This is a genomic window from Microbacterium sp. Cr-K32, assembly GCF_000708345.1.
Taxonomy (GTDB): Bacteria; Actinomycetota; Actinomycetes; order Actinomycetales; family Microbacteriaceae; genus Microbacterium; species Microbacterium maritypicum_A.
The window spans coordinates 158,854-176,561 of record NZ_JARD01000012.1; the positions used below are offsets into that span (position 1 = coordinate 158,854).

16 protein-coding genes and 1 tRNA gene are annotated in these 17,708 nt (G+C 68.4%); 5 read left to right on the top strand and 12 right to left on the bottom strand.

The features are described 5' to 3' along the window. Positions 1 to 7: 7 nt before the first annotated feature. Together GZ64_RS0105115 and GZ64_RS0105120 are read right to left on the bottom strand one after the other, a co-directional pair. Complete coding sequence (locus tag GZ64_RS0105115) at positions 8 to 1,027, bottom strand: tRNA (adenine-N1)-methyltransferase (protein WP_029259218.1); 1,020 nt, start codon at positions 1,025 to 1,027, stop codon at positions 8 to 10. After that, positions 1,024 to 1,716 (bottom strand): HAD family hydrolase, encoded by a 693-nt coding sequence (locus GZ64_RS0105120; protein ID WP_029259217.1) that lies wholly within the window; start codon positions 1,714 to 1,716, stop codon positions 1,024 to 1,026. Before GZ64_RS0105120 ends, GZ64_RS0105115 begins: the two co-directional genes overlap by 4 nt. Positions 1,717 to 1,797: 81 nt before the next feature. On the opposite strand from GZ64_RS0105120, the gene GZ64_RS0105125 reads away from it, so the two are divergent. After that, on the top strand, positions 1,798 to 2,646 hold the full coding sequence (locus tag GZ64_RS0105125) for a PAC2 family protein (protein ID WP_021200555.1): 849 nt from the start codon (positions 1,798 to 1,800) through the stop codon (positions 2,644 to 2,646). Positions 2,647 to 2,653: 7 nt separating this feature from the next. Here the strand turns inward: GZ64_RS0105125 and GZ64_RS0105130 are convergent, their stop codons facing one another. Together GZ64_RS0105130 and GZ64_RS0105135 are read right to left on the bottom strand one after the other, a co-directional pair. Beyond that, on the bottom strand, positions 2,654 to 3,478 hold the full coding sequence (locus GZ64_RS0105130) for an undecaprenyl-diphosphate phosphatase (protein WP_021200554.1): 825 nt from the start codon (positions 3,476 to 3,478) through the stop codon (positions 2,654 to 2,656). Between the two features lie 40 nt (positions 3,479 to 3,518). Then, positions 3,519 to 4,814 (bottom strand): M20/M25/M40 family metallo-hydrolase, encoded by a 1,296-nt coding sequence (locus GZ64_RS0105135; RefSeq protein ID WP_029259215.1) that lies wholly within the window; start codon positions 4,812 to 4,814, stop codon positions 3,519 to 3,521. 111 nt (positions 4,815 to 4,925) lie between these two features. Between GZ64_RS0105135 and GZ64_RS0105140 the strand changes: the two genes are divergently transcribed. Further along, a tRNA-Leu gene (locus GZ64_RS0105140) sits at positions 4,926 to 5,008 on the top strand. Between the two features lie 266 nt (positions 5,009 to 5,274). Here the strand turns inward: GZ64_RS0105140 and GZ64_RS0105150 are convergent. Continuing rightward, on the bottom strand, positions 5,275 to 6,372 hold the full coding sequence (locus GZ64_RS0105150; RefSeq protein ID WP_021200551.1) for a VIT1/CCC1 transporter family protein: 1,098 nt from the start codon (positions 6,370 to 6,372) through the stop codon (positions 5,275 to 5,277). Between the two features lie 145 nt (positions 6,373 to 6,517). Beyond that, a complete protein-coding gene (locus GZ64_RS0105155) occupies positions 6,518 to 8,260 on the bottom strand; it encodes a DEAD/DEAH box helicase (RefSeq protein ID WP_029265392.1) in 1,743 nt (580 codons plus the stop codon). A gap of 147 nt (positions 8,261 to 8,407) precedes the next feature. Here GZ64_RS0105155 and GZ64_RS0105160 point away from each other — a divergent pair, with 147 nt between their 5' ends. Beyond that, positions 8,408 to 9,250 carry an SGNH/GDSL hydrolase family protein gene (locus GZ64_RS0105160; RefSeq protein WP_051667855.1) on the top strand — a complete coding sequence of 281 codons (843 nt, stop codon included), beginning with the start codon at positions 8,408 to 8,410 and terminating at the stop codon, positions 9,248 to 9,250. A gap of 4 nt (positions 9,251 to 9,254) precedes the next feature. Here GZ64_RS0105160 and GZ64_RS0105165 read toward each other — a convergent pair whose 3' ends face one another. Continuing rightward, positions 9,255 to 10,055, bottom strand: a complete 801-nt coding sequence (locus tag GZ64_RS0105165) for a TrmH family RNA methyltransferase (protein WP_029259212.1) — start codon at positions 10,053 to 10,055, stop codon at positions 9,255 to 9,257. 116 nt (positions 10,056 to 10,171) lie between these two features. On the opposite strand from GZ64_RS0105165, the gene GZ64_RS0105170 reads away from it, so the two are divergent. Both GZ64_RS0105170 and GZ64_RS0105175 read left to right on the top strand, forming a co-directional pair. Then, a complete protein-coding gene (locus tag GZ64_RS0105170; RefSeq protein ID WP_029265394.1) occupies positions 10,172 to 11,011 on the top strand; it encodes a Sir2 family NAD-dependent protein deacetylase in 840 nt (279 codons plus the stop codon). Beyond that, positions 11,008 to 11,595, top strand: coding sequence for a histidine phosphatase family protein (locus GZ64_RS0105175; RefSeq protein WP_021200546.1), 588 nt, complete (start codon positions 11,008 to 11,010; stop codon positions 11,593 to 11,595). The genes GZ64_RS0105170 and GZ64_RS0105175 overlap by 4 nt, the downstream gene beginning before the upstream one ends. An 80-nt stretch (positions 11,596 to 11,675) precedes the next feature. Here GZ64_RS0105175 and GZ64_RS0105180 read toward each other — a convergent pair whose 3' ends face one another. From GZ64_RS0105180 to GZ64_RS0105200, 5 genes are read right to left on the bottom strand one after another with little or no spacing between them, the layout of a single operon-like run. Continuing rightward, a complete protein-coding gene (locus GZ64_RS0105180) occupies positions 11,676 to 12,482 on the bottom strand; it encodes an HpcH/HpaI aldolase/citrate lyase family protein (RefSeq protein ID WP_029259211.1) in 807 nt (268 codons plus the stop codon). Further along, positions 12,479 to 12,967, bottom strand: a complete 489-nt coding sequence (locus GZ64_RS0105185; protein WP_029259210.1) for a MaoC family dehydratase — start codon at positions 12,965 to 12,967, stop codon at positions 12,479 to 12,481. The genes GZ64_RS0105180 and GZ64_RS0105185 overlap by 4 nt, the downstream gene beginning before the upstream one ends. Positions 12,968 to 12,976: 9 nt before the next feature. After that, on the bottom strand, positions 12,977 to 14,125 hold the full coding sequence (locus tag GZ64_RS0105190) for an acyl-CoA dehydrogenase family protein (RefSeq protein WP_029265395.1): 1,149 nt from the start codon (positions 14,123 to 14,125) through the stop codon (positions 12,977 to 12,979). Positions 14,126 to 14,127: 2 nt separating this feature from the next. Then, positions 14,128 to 16,059: an acetyl/propionyl/methylcrotonyl-CoA carboxylase subunit alpha gene (locus GZ64_RS0105195; RefSeq protein WP_029265396.1), complete on the bottom strand. Its 1,932-nt coding sequence runs from the start codon at positions 16,057 to 16,059 to the stop codon at positions 14,128 to 14,130. An 11-nt stretch (positions 16,060 to 16,070) separates the two neighbouring features. Beyond that, positions 16,071 to 17,624 (bottom strand): carboxyl transferase domain-containing protein, encoded by a 1,554-nt coding sequence (locus GZ64_RS0105200; RefSeq protein ID WP_051667856.1) that lies wholly within the window; start codon positions 17,622 to 17,624, stop codon positions 16,071 to 16,073. Positions 17,625 to 17,708: the final 84 nt, after the last annotated feature.

Genomic DNA, 17,708 nt, shown 5'->3' on the forward strand with positions numbered 1-17,708 from the left:
CTCCAGTCTATTCCGTCGCGTGCCCGGAATCGCGCGATGCGGCGGCCAGGCGCGCCCCCTCGGCGGCCTTCTCCGCCTCCCGCGCGCGCTTGCGCAGGTTCTTGTCGCTGATCTCGCGGTCGCCGACGGCGCCGGGGGTCCACGCCTCCACGTCTTCGTCGCCGTAGCTGCTCTTGGACGCCCGCCGCTTCACCGAGGGCGCGATGGCACCCGGTGCGAGTCGACGTGCGGTGAGGAGGAATCCCGTGTGCGCGACCATCCGGTGATCCGGCCGCACGGCGAGACCCTCGACGTGCCAGCCGCGGACCATCGTTTCGGAGGCATCGGGATCGGTGAAGAGCCCCGTGCCACGGATGTACTCGGCCACCCGGGAGAGCTGCGTCGCGGTCGCCACGTAGCAGAGCACGACCCCGCCAGGGGTGAGGGCCTCAGCGACGGCATCCATGCACTCCCACGGCGCCAGCATGTCGAGCACGACGCGGTCGACGGAGGCCGGAGCGGTCTCCGTCGGCAACGCCTCGACGAGATCGCCGACGACGACCCGCCAGGTGTCCGGGTGCTCGCCGAAGAACGTCTCGACGTTGCCGCGCGCCACATCGGCGAAATCTTCACGGCGCTCGAACGAGATGAGCCTTCCCGCCGGTCCCACCGCACGCAGGAGCGAGAGCGAGAGCGCGCCGGAACCGACCCCGGCCTCTACGACCACCGATCCAGGGAAGATGTCTGCCTGCATCACGATCTGCGCCGCGTCCTTGGGGTATACGATCGCGGCGCCGCGGGGCATCGACATCGCGAAGTCGCGCAGCAGCGGACGCAACGCCAGGTAGTCGTGTCCCGAGCTGTTGGCGACGACGGAGCCGTCGGGCAGCCCGATCAGGTCGCGATGACGGAGCACGCCCTGGTGCGTGTGGAGCTCGCCGTCCTCGCGGAGCGTCACGGTGTGCAGACGGCCTTTCGGACCGGTCAGCTGCACGCGATCGCCGGCGCGGAACGGCCCGCTGGGCCGCGGAGCTCGGGAGTCGGTCATCGGGTCGCTCCTGTCGAGGCGGTGCTGCTGTCATAGAGATCGGTGAGGTCGGCGGCTCCCCGGCCGGCGAGCGTCGGCCACAGCTCGTGCGCCCCGAGGTGATCCAGCGGGACGATGTGCGGAACGGCGAGCGTCAGCGCTCCGGAGGCGAGGCCGGCACGGACACCGGTCGGCGAGTCCTCGATGACGATCACCTCGGCGATGTCGACATCGAGGAGGGCTGCGGCCTGCAGATACGGCTCGGGGTGCGGCTTGGGGTTGTCGACGTCATCTCCCGCGACGACGATGTCGAAAGCCTCGAAATCGATCAGATCCACGACGTTCAGAGCCATCCGACGCAGCGACATCGTCACGAGCCCGGTCGGGATGCCCGCCGCCCGGAGATCCCGGAGCAGTTCGCGCGCGCCGGGACGGAACGGGACGCCCTGCGTGCGGAGCGATTCCTGCACGACGTCGGTCAGGTGGGACACGATCGCCTCGGCCTCCATGGCGACTCCGGCATTCTGAAGGATCACCGCGCTGTCGATCAATCCGCTGCCGACGAGCTGCAGAGCGTCTTCGTGGGTCCAGGATCCGCCGAAGGATTCGACCAGTGCTGTCTCGGCCGCCATCCAATACGGTTCGGTGTCGACGAGTGTTCCGTCCATGTCCCATAGGACCGCGCTGGGCTTTCTGCTCACTGAACCCATGCTAGCCGTGGTGCCGCCCGCTCCCCGCCTTCGCGGACTAGCCTGGAAGGATCACGACCGCGATCTCGAAGGGAGCCCTCGATGGATGTTCTCGGTCCGCGCATCGTCATCGCCGCCTTCGACGGCTGGAATGACGCGGGTGAAGCGGCGAGCAGTGCCATCGATGCGCTGCGCTCCTCGTCGGAATACGATCTCGTGCATTCCGTCGACCCCGAGCTGTACTTCGACTACCAGTACACGCGTCCGTCGACGCGGATGGATGCGGAAGGCCGTCGTCAGCTCACCTGGCCGGAAGCAGGTCTGTGGCGTCCTCGGAACCCCGGCCCGGGCCCGGAGTTCTGGCTTCTCACCGGAGCCGAGCCGGCGCGCACCTGGCAGGCGTTCGCCTCCGAGTTCATCGACATCGCTCTGCGCGACGACATCACCGGTCTCGTCACCCTCGGCGCCATGCTGTCCGACGTTCCGCACACACGGCCGATCTCGATCTTCGCCTCCAGCCAGAACGAGCAGGTGCGCGAGGCACATGGTCTGGAACGCTCGCTGTACGAGGGCCCCGTGGGGATCCTCACCGTCTTCGAGCACTTCGCGGAGAACGCCGGCATCCCCACCGCGAGCCTGTGGGCGAGCGTGCCGCACTACGTCGCTTCGGCGACACCCTCGCCGAAGGTCACGCTCGCCCTCCTCGACCGTCTCGAGGAGCTCACCGGAGTGGATGTGGATCGCACGGCGTTGCGCACGGAGGCCGCCGCCTGGGAGGCGTCGATCGATGCCGCCGCATCGGAGGACGAGGACATGGCGGAGTACATCCGCCAGCTCGAGCGCACCCGTGACACGTGGGACTCCCCCGAGGCGTCGGGCGATGCGATCGCCCAGGCATTCGAGCGCTACCTGCGCCGCCGCGACGACGGTCCGGGCGACCGCAAGCGCTGAGCGCGGGTCAGGCGGCGATCACGCCGGTGCCGAGAAGGACCAGCAGGACGGTGCCGAGCAGGATGCGGTAGATGACGAACGGCAGGAAGCTGCGCTTCGAGATCCAGTTCATGAAGAACGCGATCACGCCCAGTGCCACCACGAAGGCGATTCCCGTCGCGGCGAGGGTGTCGCCGAACGAGAAGAACGACGGCTCGTCCCAGCTCTTGAACACCTGGTAGAAGCCGCTGCCGAAGACGGCGGGGATTGCCAGCAGGAAGGCGTAGCGCGCTGCAGCCGCACGCTCGTATCCGAGGAACAGGCCCATCGTGATCGTGCCGCCCGAGCGGGAGACCCCGGGGATCAACGCCAGCGCCTGCGCGAAACCGAAGGCGATGCCGTGCGGGTAGGTGAGGTCATCGAGCTTTCGGCGCTTCGCTCCCACGTAGTCGGCGACGCCGAGCAGGATGCCGAACACGATCAGCATGACGGCGACGATCCACATCGATCGGAGCACGGTCTCGATCTGATCCTGGAAAAGGAGCCCGAGGACCACGATCGGGATGCTGCCGATGATGATCAACCAGCCCATCCTGGCGTCCGGATCGTTGCGCGGCGCCTTGCCGACGAGAGACCGGAACCACTGCGTGACGATGCGCACGATGTCGCGCCAGAAGAACACCACGACGGCGGCCTCGGTACCGATCTGTGTGATCGCGGTGAACGCGGCCCCCGGGTCCTCACCCGAGGGGAGGAACGTTCCGAGGATGCGCAGGTGAGCGCTGGAGGAGATCGGAAGGAACTCGGTGAGTCCCTGGACGATGCCGAGGATCAGTGCTTCGAGCAGGTGCATGGAGAGCTTTCAGTTCAGGGAGGCACGGAGCGCGCGGCGCTCAGTACGTGCGCAGCAGATCGGTCAGAACCTGCTGGCCGAAGACAAGCGATTCTACGGGTACTCGCTCATCGACTCCGTGGAACATGCCTGTGAAGTCGAGGTCGGCAGGCAGCCTGAGCGGCGCGAAGCCGTATCCGGTGATGCCCAGGTATGCCAGTGCCTTGTTGTCCGTGCCGGCACCGAGCAGATACGGGATGACCGGAACCCCCGGGTCGTGGCGGCCGATGCTGGCGACCATGGCCTCCACGAGCTCGCCCTCGAACGGCGTCTCCATCCCGATGTCGCGGACGACCGTCTCGATGACGATCTCGTCTCCGACGATCTGCTGCAGCTCGGCGAGGACGTCGTCCTCGGTCCCGGGGATCACCCGTACGTCGATCAGCGCCTCGGCGCGCTCCGGGATCACATTGTGCTTGTAGCCCGCTGCCAGCGCTGTCGGGTTCGTCGTCGTGCGGAACGAGGACCGCAGGAAGGCCTCGGCCGGTCCCGCGGCTGCGGCGAGGGCATCGGGGTCGTCGACGCTGCGCCCGGTCAGGTCGCTCAGGCCCTCCAGCAGGGCCCTGGTCGTCGACGTCAGACGGATCGGCCACCGGGTGCGCCCGATCGCCGCGACCGCTTCAGCGAGCTTCGTGACGGCGTTGTCGTCGTGCAGGCGGCTTCCGTGGCCCGCGCGGCCCTTCGCGACGAGCCGTATCCAGATCAGGGCCTTCTCCCCCACCTGCAGCAGATAGGCCCGTCGGTCATCGACGGTGATCGAGTAGCCGCCGACCTCGCTGATGGCGGCCGTCGCGCCCTCGAACCACTCCGGGCGGTTCTGCACGACGAGCGCTGACCCCTCGACACCGCCGTTCTCCTCGTCGGCGAAGAAGGCCAGCACGAGATCGCGTTCCGGTTGCTCGCCTGCGCGCAGGATCTCGGCCACCGACGTGAGGATCATGGCATTCATGTTCTTCATGTCGACGGCTCCACGGCCCCACAGCATTCCGTCCCGCACGAGGCCGGCGAACGGGTCGACGCTCCAGTCCTCCGCCATGGCGGGAACGACGTCGAGATGGCCGTGCACGACGAGCGCGGGCTTGTCCCTGTCACGCCCCGGCACCCTCGCCATCACGTTCGTGCGGCGCGGGATCGGCTCGTAGTACTCGACCGCGAGCCCGAGCCCCTCCAGGTAGGCACCGACATACTGCGCGGCCTCGCGCTCGCCCTTCGCGTTGCCCCCGCCGAAGTTGGAGGTGTCGAAGCGGATCAGGTCGCTCGCGATGCGGACGACCTCCGGAAGAGACGGATCGGTCATGGGTCCAGGCTATCGAAAGCGCGCGCCACGCCCGGGCGTGCGCCTCGGTTCGAGAGGCCGCCGGGGACGTGGTAATGTCATTCTTCGGTCGGCAACGATCATCCAACACCTGCGCGGGTGGCGGAATGGTAGACGCGCTACGTTGAGGTCGTAGTGCCCGTAAGGGCGTGGGGGTTCAAGTCCCCCTCCGCGCACAGGAAGAAGAAGGCCCCGGATCCCTGGATCCGGGGCCTTCTTCGTTGTCGTGTGGACGACCGACGTCGTGTGCGTCGACGACGCGGGGAACAGCTCACCGGAGAGCGGAGATACACGCCGCGCCTTGATCCGGAGCTACCGGGCTCCGCTCCATCGGGAGAACTCCGTCCGGTGATGCGGATGTACGAGCCCGCCTCCGTCGTCGTCGATGGCCGCTATCCTGTTCCGGCGATCACGCGATCGCAGGAACAGGAGTCGCTGCCGGTCACGCCGCGCTGACTCCGAAGAGAAGGCCCAGCAGGTAGGTGATGGCGGCTGCGCCGAAGCCGATGGCGAGTTGGCGCAGGGCGCGGCGCAGGGGCGGGCCGCCCGAGAGCACACCCACCATCGCGCCGGTGCTCAGGAGCGCGATGCCGACGAGCACGAGTGCGACGACGACGGCCGTCGTTCCCTCCAGGCCGAATATCCAGGGCAGCACCGGAATGATCGCCCCGGAGGCGAAGAGGAGGAAGCTCGAGATCGCGGCCGTCCAATCGCTGCCGACGATCTCGTGTGCGTCGCCGCCCTGGATGTCGACCGGACCGGTCGCGGCCCGGCGCGCCCCCGCCTGGGCTGCGCTCACGATGCGCCGGGCGCGCGCCAGCGATTCCTCCTGCTCCATGCCCCGTGCGCGGTAGACGAGCGCGAGCTCGTTCTCGTCGATGTCGAGATCGCCGGCCGACGCGTGGGCGTCTTCGTTCGCCTCGGTGGCCGCGAGCAGCTCGCGCTGGGATCGTACGGAGACGAACTCCCCCGCCCCCATGGACAGCGCTCCGGCCAGGAGACCAGCGATGCCGCTGAAGAGCACGAAACCAGAGCTCACCCCTGTCGCGCCGATGCCGAGGACGAGCGCCAGGTTGCTCACGAGGCCGTCGTTCGCTCCGAAGACGGCTGCACGGAAGGATCCGGAGAGGCGCCTGCGGCCGCGTGCCGCGAGCCCGCGCACGACCTCGTAGTGAACCTTCTCGTCGGCCCGCATCGCGGGGGTGGCGTACTGCTCCGCATCGTAGGGGGAACGCGCCTCCGCGCTCTGGGCGAGAGCCAGGACGAAGATGGACCCGAAACGACCGGCCATCCAGCCGAGGAGTCGCGAACGCACTCCGGCGCGGGGAAGTCGCTTCGGCTCGCTGCCGAGAAGATCGAGCCAATGCTGCTCATGGCGGCGTTCGGCGTCAGCGAGACTCAGCAGGATGTCGCGCTCCTCCCCCTCTCGTCGTGCAGCGAGCTTCTGATAAACGGCGCCTTCGGCACGCTCCTCGACGAGATAGCGCGCCCAGCGTCGGCGGTCGGCTGGCGTCGGTTCGACTGCGGCGGGGGCTGTCATGGATCCTCCAGAAAAGACGGTGCCCGGTGCGCGGGCAACCGTTCAACGCTAGCTCTGACGGCGCGCAGGAACCCTGCTCAGGCGCGGATTGACAGCATTTCGGGGATCCGAAGCACCGGCCGGACGTCATGCGGTCCTGTGGTCCTCAGGAACGCACGCGTTTGCGGAGAACCTCGATGCGCGACTGCAGCTGGGTCACCGTCGCCTGGGCGACGGCCGGACCTCCGCAGATCCGTCGGAGCTCGGCATGCACCGCGCCGTGGGGCTCGCCCTTCTGCCGGGCGTAGAGTCCGACGAGACTGTTCAGAAGCTGTCGCTGCTCTTTGAGCGTGCGATGCAGGGGCGGGGGCAGCGTCGTCGTCTCGGTCGGTGCGGTCGAGGCTTCTCGCGCTTCACGCAGACGCGATTGACGGGACTGACGCTGCATGAGCAGTTCGTGGACGTGTTCCGGTTCGAGGAGACCGGGGAATCCGATGAACTCCTCCTCTTCCGGTGTGCCGGGTTCTGCGAGCTGTCCGAACTCCTGACCTTCGAACACCACGCGATCGAAGTGCGCGACGGACGAGAGCGCCTGATAGCTGAACTCCTGCGTCAGCGCGTCCGAGGTCTCCTCTTCGCGATTCGCGCTCTCGAGCAGGGAGTCTTCCAGCCCGTCGTCCTCCTTCGACTGCCGGTCGAGTGCGTGGTCACGCTGCTTGTCCATCTCGTTCGCGAGCCCCATGAGCACGGGGACCTGCGGAAGGAACACGCTGGCGGCCTCACCGCGGCGTCGGGCCCGCACGAAACGACCGATGGCTTGGGCGAAGAACAGCGGAGTCGACGAGGAGGTCGCGTACACGCCCACCGCGAGGCGCGGCACGTCGACACCCTCCGACACCATGCGCACGGCCACCATCCACCGGGAGTCGTTCGCGCTGAACTTCTCGATGCGTTCCGAGGCGGTCGCGTCGTCGGAGAGCACGACTGTGGCCTGCTGGCCCGTGATGCTGTGCAGGATCTTGGCGTACGCCCGGGCGACGGTCTGATCGGTCGCCAGCACCAGACCGCCGGCGTCGGGGACGTGGTGGCGGATCTCGGTGAGGCGGCGGTCTGCGGCCGACAGCACGGCCGGCATCCAGTCGCCCTCGGGGTCGAGCGCGGTGCGCCAGGCCTGCGAAGTCACGTCCTTCGTGTTGTCCTGGCCCAGGTGCGTCTCGAGTTCGTCGCCCGTCGTCGTGCGCCACCGCATCTTGCCCGCATACATGTGGAACAGGACAGGTCGGACGACGCCGTCGGCCAGCGCACGACCGTAGCCGTAGTTGTAGTCGGTGCGAGAGATGCGCGCGCCGGATTCGTCGGGGTGGTATTCGACGAACGGGATCGGTGCCGTGTCGCTGCGGAACGGGGTTCCGGAGAGCAGGAGACGCCGCTTGGCGGGACCGTACGCATCGCGGATGGCGTCGCCCCAGCTCAGTGCATCACCGCCGTGGTGGACCTCGTCGAGGATCACCAGCGTCTTCGCGTCTTCCGTGAGATGCCGGTGCACGGAGGACTTCGCCGCGACCTGCGCATACGTCACGACCGCGCCGTGATAGTGGCGCGCGGGTGCCCAGTCGCTGTTGCGGAAACGGGGGTCGAGGCGGATGTGCGCGCGCGCGGCGGCATCGGCCCACTGCGTCTTGAGATGCTCGGTCGGAGCCACCACGATGATGCGGTTGACCTCGCCCATGCGCATGAGTTCGACCGCCAGGGTGAGAGCGAACGTGGTCTTCCCTGCGCCGGGGGTGGCAGCCACGAGGAAGTCGCGCTGATCCGCCGCGAAGTACTGTTCGAGGGCCTCCTGCTGCCACGCGCGCAGCTTGTTCGCGGTGCCCCAAGGGGCACGCTGTGGAAAGGACGGAGAGAGCATCGACTCCACGATAATCGCTGCCGGGGACACGGGATCACTCGCCGCCGTTCCCGCGCGTGCCCCTGCCCCGGACGTGCGCCTGCAGTAGGCTCTGTCACTGCGCAGCGGTCACCTCCGCCGGGCAGAATGTTCGTGAAGGAGAGCGGGATGACCGACCAGGATTCGACTCGGACCCCCTACGTTCCGAACGAGACCGCACATCCGTGGCGTCGTTTCGTCGCGATCGGCGATTCGTTCACGGAGGGCATCGGCGACCCGGATCCCGCACATCCCGGCAGTCACCGCGGCTGGGCCGACCGCGTCGCGGAGGTGCTCGCCTCGCAGGTGGACGACTTTGCCTACGCCAACCTCGCCGTCCGCGGCAAACTCATCGCACAGATCGTCGCCGACCAGATCGAGCCGGCCGTGGCGCTCCACCCCGATCTGGTGTCGATCTGTGCGGGCGGCAACGACGTGATCCGCCCCGGGACCGATCCGGACGCCATCGCGAGTCAGCTCGAAGATGCCGTGGCCCGACTGGCCTCGACGGGAGCGGCCGTGCTCCTCTTCACCGGGATCGACACCGCCTTCACGCCGGTGTTCCGGACGTTCCGCGGCAAGGTCGCGATCTACAACGAGAACGTCCGTGCGATCGCCGAGCGTCATGACTGCATCGTCGCCGATCAGTGGGCGCTCAAGGTCGTGCAGGACATGCGGTTCTTCGACGACGACCGCCTGCACTACAACGCCCTCGGTCACCACGAGGTGGCACGGATGGCGCTGCGCGCGCTGAACGTGCCGAACGACCTCGAGGCCATGCAGCCCGAGCCGTTCCCGCTGCGGACGTGGCGAGAGGCGCGCGCCGAGGACCTCGGCTGGGCACGCGAGCACCTGGTGCCGTGGGTGCTCCGGAGGTTGCGGCACCAGTCATCCGGAGACAACCTCGCGGCGAAGCGTCCGGAGCCCTCGCCGGTGTTCCGATTCGAGCAGACCCCTCCGGAGAGGGACTGAGAGGTCAGGCTTTCATCGACCAGAGCGCGACCGCGGCGGCGGATGCGACGTTGAGCGAGTCGACCCCGCCGGACATCGGGATGGTGACGATGGTGTCTGCACCCTCCATCGCCTCGCGCGAGAGGCCGTCGCCCTCCGAGCCCATGACGAGTGCGACGCGTTCCGGACGATCGGCGGCGTAGGTGTCGAGCGTCACCGCGTCGTCACGCAGCGCGAGGGCCGCGATGTCGAAGCCCGCGGCGTGAAGGTCTGCGATGGCGGAATCCCAGTCGGGGATACGCGTCCACGGCACCTGGAACACGGTCCCCATGCTCACGCGGACACTGCGACGGTACAGCGGGTCGGCGCCCCCTGGCGACACCAGCACCGCGTCGGCCCCCAGCCCGGCAGCCGCACGGAAGGCCGCTCCGACGTTGGTGTGGTCGCCGATGTTCTCGAGGATGAGCACGAGGGTCGCGCCCTGGATCACGTCGTGAACCGACGGCAGCTCGGGGCGGTGCATCGACGCGATCGTCCCCCTGTGCACCGCGAAGCCGGTCACCGTCTCGGCGATCTCATCCGGTACCACGTACACGGGCACATCGAGATCGCCGACGATCCTCCGGATGTCCTCCACCCGGCGCTCCTGGACCAGCACGGAACGCGGACGATGTCCAGCCGCCACCGCGCGGGCGATCACCTTCGTCGATTCCGCGATGTAGAGACCACCCGACGGCTCAGACAGGGCGCGAAGCGCGGTGTCGGTGAGTCCGCGGTAGTCGTCGAGACGCGGGTCGTCGGCATCGGTCACAGGCAGTAGTTCCACGATGTCCACTCTGCCATCGTCCGTGGGCAGGCCTCGCACGGCGTCGGCGCGCGCTGACGCCCCGTCGGCGGGCGCCGTGTCCGTCCCCGCACCGTAGACTCGCTCGAGGAGGTCCCGTGAGCGTGTCGAATCCCGCCGAGCTGTCGGCCACCATCGCCCACGCCGCCGAGTTGCTGCGCGAGAAGCGCATCGCACTTCTCACCGGCGCCGGTATCTCGACCGATTCCGGTATCCCCGCCTATCGCGGTGAAGGCGCCAGGACCCGCAGCGATCCGATGACGATCCAGACATTCTTGGGCGACGAGGCCGCGCGGCGTCGGTACTGGGTCGGGAGCCATCTCGGTTGGCGCGCGTTCGCCCGAGCTGAGCCGAACCCGGGACATATCGCGCTTGCGCAACTCGAAACCGTGGGCACCGTATCCGGAGTCATCACGCAGAACGTCGACGGTCTGCATCTGCGAGCCGGGAGCTCGCACGTGATCGAGGTGCACGGGACGATGCGCCGCGTGCTGTGCCTCAAGTGCGGTCAGGTGTTCGACCGCCGCGATGTCGCCGTGCAGATCGAGGAGCTCAACCCCTGGATCACGGTGCCGGAGAACATCGCGCTCGCTCCCGACGGCGACGTCCTGCCTGAGAGCACGGAGGGGTTCATCGTCCCGGTGTGCACGGTGTGCGCAGGGACGCTCAAGCCGGATGTGGTCTTCTTCGGCGAATACGTTCCCCAGGACCGCTTCCGTGCCGCCGAGTCGCTGCTGCGCTCGAGCACCGCACTGATCGTCGCGGGTTCCTCGCTGGTCGTCAACTCCGGCGTGCGTCTCGTCGAGCGCGCCCGTCGCCGCAACATCCCCTTGATCATCGTTAACCGTGAGCCGACGCGCGCGGATGCCTGGGCGCACCTCACCATCGCCGCCGGCACCAGCGACGTGCTCCCCGCACTCCAGGAACTCCTCTCGTGACCCACCTCACCCTCGTCCGCCACGGTCAGACCGACTGGAACCTCGCCAAGCGCATCCAAGGCTCCACCGACATCCCGCTGAACGAGACGGGGCGCGACGACGCGCGGTGGGCGGCGGAGAGGCTCGCTGCCGGTACGCATCATGCCGTCTACACCAGCCCCCTGCTGCGAGCGAGGGAGACGGCGGAGATCATCGCGGATCGGCTGGGGCTGGAGATCACCGGAGTCGTCCCCGACATCCGTGAGCGCGAGTTCGGCGAGGGCGAAGGCATGCTCGTGCCGGACTACATCAGGACCTACGGGGATTGGCATGCGGAGGTTCCCGGGGCCGAGTCCCTGCACGAGGTCGGCGAACGGGCCATCGCGGCGCTGCACGAGATCGCCCGAGACGCACGCCGGCGGTCCGCTCCTCGCGCGGAGTCGGTCATCGTGGTCGCCCATGGCGGAGTGATCCGGGCCGTGATCGACCACGTCTCCGGCGGAACCCTCCCCCGGGACGGCCAGGTCCTTCAGAACGGCTCGGCGCATCGGTTCGTGGCAGCTCCCGGATACCTTCGGCTGCTCGAGGAATCTCCGGTCCTCTGATCAGCTGCTGCTCTGATCAGCTGCTGCCCTGATCAGCTGCTGCCCTGATCAGCTGCTGCCCTGATCAGCCGAGGCGGCGATCAGCCGGCACGAGAGACGACGGAGCGCGCGTGCCGGAGCACTGGTTCGTCGATCATCCGTCCCTCGAACCGGAATACACCGCGCTCTGCCGCTGCGGCGAGGAGGACCGCACGCGCCCATGCCACGGTCGTCTCGTCGGGTCGGTAGGCGGCCCGGATCGCCGCCACCTGGTTGGGATGGATGCACGCCGTCGCGCGAAAGCCCGACGCGGCGGCATCGCGCGCCTCGCGATCGAGGCCCTCGGCGTCGTCGAGAGCGATGTGCACGGCATCGATGGCGGCTTTGCCCCGGGCCCCAGCCTCGAGGAGGATGCGCGCGCGGGCATAGCGGGCGATGTCGCGATAGCCCCCATCGGCATTCCGGGACGACGTGCCACCGAGGGAGGCCACGAGATCCTCGGCCCCCCACATCATCGCTGTGACCCGTGGGTGCGCGGCGATGCGGTCTGCGGCGTGCACGCCACGGGCGGTCTCGCACAGAGCGATCAGCGAGTAACGGTCGTCGAACGCTGAGAGGCTCTCCGCGCTCTCCGTCTTCGCCACCATCACGGTGCGGAAGTCCGTCTTCGCCAGCATCGCGAGGTCGGCGGTGAAGGCGTCGCTGTCCGCGGCATTCACGCGCACGATGACGCGGCCGGGGTCGAGGTCGGCTTCGATGACATTCCTGCGCGCGGCGTCCTTCGCATCCGGGAGCACCGCATCCTCGAGGTCGAGGATGATCGCATCGGCGCGCTCGGCGGCCTTCTGGAAACGCTCGGGTCGATCGGCGGGGCAGAACAGCAGAGCAGGGCCGAGGTCGAAGCTCATGCGGCGGGACCTTCCGGAAGGCAGTGCACCAACACCGAGCGCACGGCAGTGGCGACCACCGTTCCGTCCTGATTGCGTCCGGTGTGCGCGATCTTCACGATTCCCTGCCCCGGTCGGGACGAGGAGAGCCGTTTCTCCACGACGACGCTCTCGGTGTAGAGCGTGTCGCCGGCGAACAGCGGATGCGGGAAAGCCACGTCGCCGAAACCGAGCTGCGCGACGAGAGTTCCCTGGGTCAGCTGCGCGACCGATGATCCCACCATCGTCGACAGCGTCCACATCGAGTTCATCAGCCGCGCATGGAACGGATCCTGGGCCTCGGCGAAGGCCGCGTCGAGATGCAGCGCCTGCGTATTCATCGTGAGGGTCGTGAAGAGAACGTTGTCGGCCTCGGTCGCCGTGCGCCCAGGGCGATGCAGGTAGCGGCCGTCGACCGCGAACTCCTCGTAGTACAGCCCCCGCTGCAGGATGTCGTGCGTGGTCATACCGCCACGCTACCCGGCGAGTCCGAGTCCGCGCGCGATGACGAGGAGCTGCACCTCGGTGGTGCCCTCGCCGATCTCGAGGATCTTGGAGTCACGGTAATGACGGCCGACGGGGAACTCGTTCATGAACCCGTTTCCCCCGAAGATCTGCGTCGCATCCCTGGCGTTGTCCATCGCGGCCTCTCCGCCGACGAGCTTCGCGATGGCCGCTGCTTCGGCGAACGGCTTGCCGGCATCCCGCAACCGCGCGGCATGATGCCAGGCGAGTCGAGCGGTGTGAACCCGGGCCCGCATCCGCGCCAGCGTGAACTGGGCATTCTGGCGCGTGCTCAATGCGGCACCGAAGATCGTGCGGCTCTTCGCGTAGTCCACCGCCGCCTCCAGGCAGCCCTCCGCCGCCCCCGTCGAGAGAGCTGCGATGGCGATGCGGCCTTCGTCGAGGATGCTCAGGAAGCTGCGGAAGCCGCTCCCCCGTGGGCCGAGCAGGTTCGAGGCGGGCACCCGCGCCCCGTCGAAAGTCAGCGGATGCGTGTCGGAGGCGTTCCAGCCCACCTTGTCGTAGGGGGCCTCGACCGTGAATCCCGGGGTGCCGTTGGGCACGATGATCGTCGAGATCTCCTTGCGACCGTCCTCGTTCCCGGTCACCGCGGTGACCGTGACGAAGCGCGTGATCGGGGTACCGGAGTTGGTGATGAACTGCTTGGAGCCGTCGATGACCCACTCGTCGCCGTCGAGTCGGGCCGTGGTCCTGGTCGCGCCGGCGTCGCTGCCTGCCTCCGGCTCGGTGAGGCCGAAGCCCGCCAGCGCCCGTCCGGCGAGCAGATCGGGCAGCAGTTCCTGGCGCTGCTCCTCGGTGCCGAAGCGGAAGATCGGCATGGCGCCGAGGCTGACCCCTGCTTCGAGCGTGATCGCGATGGACTGATCGACGCGGCCGAGCGCCTCGATCGCGATGCCGAGCGCCATGTAGTCGCCGCCCTGTCCCCCGTACTCCTCGGGAAACGGCAGGCCGAACAGGCCGAGATCGCCCATCTGCGCCACGACGTCCATCGAGAGCGTATGGGTGCGGTCGGCCTCATAGGCCTGCGGCGCGACGACCGTGTCTGCGAACTCCCGCACCATGGCGGCGAGCTCGCGCTCCTCCTCGGTCAGATCTTCCATGTTCAGCTCTCCTCCGTCGTCACACGGGCGACCGGTTGGTCGCGCCGCACCTGATCGCCCACCGCGACCAGCAGGTGCACCACACCGTCGTGCGGTGCGAGCACCGGGTGCTCCATCTTCATCGCCTCGATCGAGACGAGAGGGTCGCCGGCGGAGACCCTCTCCCCGTCCGCGGCGTGAACCGCCACGACGCTGCCCGGCATCGGGGCCCGTCCCTCCGGTTCGGTCGCCCCGGATCCCGCCTCGCGCGCCGACAGCCGACGCCGCATCCGCTGCCTTCTGTCGAGGGGACGCAGGCGGACCGTGTGTCCGTCCTCGGCCACCCAGACCGCGCCGTCGCCGTCGACAGCGGCACGCACGGAGACTTGAGATCGTGTGGACAGGGCCTCGTGGAGCTCGACCTCTTCGTCGTCATCCGTGAGCGCCACGAACGGGGCGACCACCGTGTTCTCCGCTCCCAGGCGCCATCCCCGCAGCTCTCGCCACAGAGGGCTGGTCCGCACCGGCGCGCGGAGCTCCGAGATGGCATCCTTCGCGGCTGCGAGCTGTGCGGTCGACGGCGTCTGCGCGTCGAGGGGAAGCAGGGTCTCGATGAGTCCCGTGTCGAGATCCCCCGCGATCACGCGCGCGTCCTGGCAGAGAGTTCGCAGGAACGCGATGTTGGTCTCGACGCCCAGCACGACCGTGCGTGCGAGCGCCTCGTCGAGCCGCGCGAGTGCCGTGGCACGGTCGTCCGCGAAGGCGATCACCTTCGCGATCATCGGATCGTAGAACCCGGTCACCTCGCTTCCGGTCTCGATCGCCGCGTCGACGCGCACACCGACGGGCGGTTCGAACAACAGCACGTTCCCGGTGGAGGGGAGGAAGCCGCGCTCGGGCGATTCCGCATACACGCGCGCCTCCACAGCGTGACCGCGCAGACGCGGCGAGACATCCAGCGGAAGCCCATCGGCCGCGCGGAGTTGAAGGGCGACGAGATCGAGTCCGGTGACCTCCTCGGTGACCGGATGCTCCACCTGGAGGCGGGTGTTCATCTCGATGAAGAACACCTCGTCCGGCGCATCGGCGTCGATGAGGAACTCGACCGTGCCGGCCCCGATGTACTCGACGCTCTCAGCCGCCAGCACGGCGGCTGAGAGCAGTCGCTCCCGGGTGTGCGGGGGGATGCCTGCCGACGGCGCCTCCTCGACGACCTTCTGGTGCCGTCGCTGCAGCGTGCACTCCCGCTCCCCGAGCGCGATGACCGTACCGTGCGCGTCTCCGAAGACCTGCACCTCGATGTGCCGCGGACGTCTGATCAGGCGTTCGAGGATGAGCGCATCATCGCCGAACGCCGCGGCCGCCACGCGCCGGGCCGAGGCGAGCGCAGAGCGCAGCCCCGTCGAGTCGGCGACGACCTCCATGCCCTTGCCGCCTCCGCCGGCGCTGGGCTTGACCAGCAGTGGGTATCCGACGTTCTCCGCCTCTTCGGCGATCTCGACGTCGGACAGGCCTTTGGCGTCGAAACCGGGGACGACCGGAACGCCGAAACGCAGGACATGCTCGCGAGCGCGTGCCTTGTCCCCCATGATCTGCAGGGCCTCCACCGAGGGGCCGATGAAGACGATGCCGCTCTCGGCGCAGGCCTCGGCGAGTCCGACACTCTCAGAGAGGAATCCGTAGCCGGGGTGGATGGCTTGCGCGCCGCTGCGCCGAGCCGCCGCGATGACGGCATCGATGTCGAGGTACGACTCCGCAGCCGGTGCCGGGCCGATTCTCACGGCGACATCGGCCTCTCGCACGTGGGGTGCCGCGACGTCGGCGTCGCTGTAGACGGCGACGCTGCGGATCCCGAGCGTGCGCAGGGTGCGGATCACCCGTCGGGCGATCTCCCCGCGGTTGGCGACGAGAACGGTGTGGAAGGAGACGGTGTTCGACGACGACGTCGTGGTCATGGACAAGACACTCACATCCGGAAGACGCCGAAGCGCGGTTCGGGCAGCGGGCTGCGGGAGATGACGTCGAGGGAGAGCCCCAGGAGGTCGCGGGTCTGTGCAGGGTCGACGATCCCGTCGTCCCAGAGTCGGGCTGTGGCGTAATAGGGCTCGCCCTGGTGCTCGTACTGCTCACGGATCGGAGCCTCGAACGCCGCACGGTCCTCGCCGCTCCAGGCATCGCCGCGCGCGGTCAGCTGATCCTCCTTGACGGTGGCGAGCACCGACGCCGCCTGCGCGCCGCCCATCACGGAGATGCGGCTCGCAGGCCACGTCCACAGGAAGCGGGGCGAGTAGGCACGGCCGCACATGGAGTAGTTGCCGGCCCCGAAAGAACCTCCGATGATGACCGTGAGCTTCGGCACCCGTGTGCTTGCGACCGCAGTGACCATCTTCGCGCCGTCCTTCGCGATGCCTCCGGCCTCGGCGTCGGAGCCGACCATGAACCCGGTGATGTTCTGCAGGAACAACAGCGGGATCCCGCGCTGGTCGCACAGCTCGATGAAGTGGGCGCCCTTGAGCGCGGACTCGCTGAACAGCACGCCGTTGTTCGCGACGATGCCGATGGGATGACCATGGAGTCGGGCGAAACCGGTGACCAGGGTCGTGCCGTACTCGGGCTTGAACTCGAGGAACGTGTCGCCGTCGACGAGGCGTGAGATGACCTCGTGCACGTCGTACGCGGCATTCACGTCGACGGGAACCGCGTCGTAGAGGCTGGAGGACTCGGACGGCGGTCGGCTGGGCGCCACGTCCCAGGCCGGAGCTGCGGGTGCGGGGAGCGTGGCGACGATATCGCGCAGGATCTCGAGGGCGTGCTCGTCGTCTTCCGCGAGATGGTCGACCACACCGCTGCGTCGTGCGTGCAGTTCTCCCCCGCCCAGTTCCTCTGCGGTCACGATCTCGCCGATCGCGGCCTTCACCAGGGGCGGCCCCCCGAGGAAGATCGTTCCCTGGCCGCGGACGATCACGGTCTCGTCGCTCATGGCGGGGACATAGGCGCCACCCGCCGTGCAGGAACCGAGAACTGCAGCGAGCTGAGGGATCCCTTCGGCGGACATACGCGCCTGGTTGAAGAAGATCCGGCCGAAATGCTCCCGATCCGGGAAGACCTCGTCCTGCTTCGGGAGGAAGGCGCCTCCCGAGTCGACCAGGTACAGACAAGGCAGGCGATTCTCGAGGGCGATCTCCTGCGCACGCAGATGCTTCTTGACCGTGAGGGGGTAGTACGTGCCGCCCTTCACCGTCGCGTCGTTGCAGACCACCATGACGTGGCGACCGTGGACGAGTCCGATCCCGGCGATCACCCCGGCACCGGGCGCCTCTCCCCCGTACAGGCCGTCGGCCGCGAGGGGGGCGACTTCCAGGAACGGGCTGCCTTCATCGAGCACCCGAGCGACGCGGTCCCGCGGGAGAAGCTTGCCGCGCGCGACGTGGCGTTCGCGGGACGCCTCCGGTCCGCCGCGGGCCGCGGTCGCGAGGCGGTCTCGCAGCTCTTGCGCGAGAGACTCCTGGGTTGCCGGCATCGTGATGTCCTCCTCGACCCACGTCCGCGAGGGCGGGCCCTGGCGCGGTGCATGCACTTTCGGTTAGTGTTCACTAACCCGTTG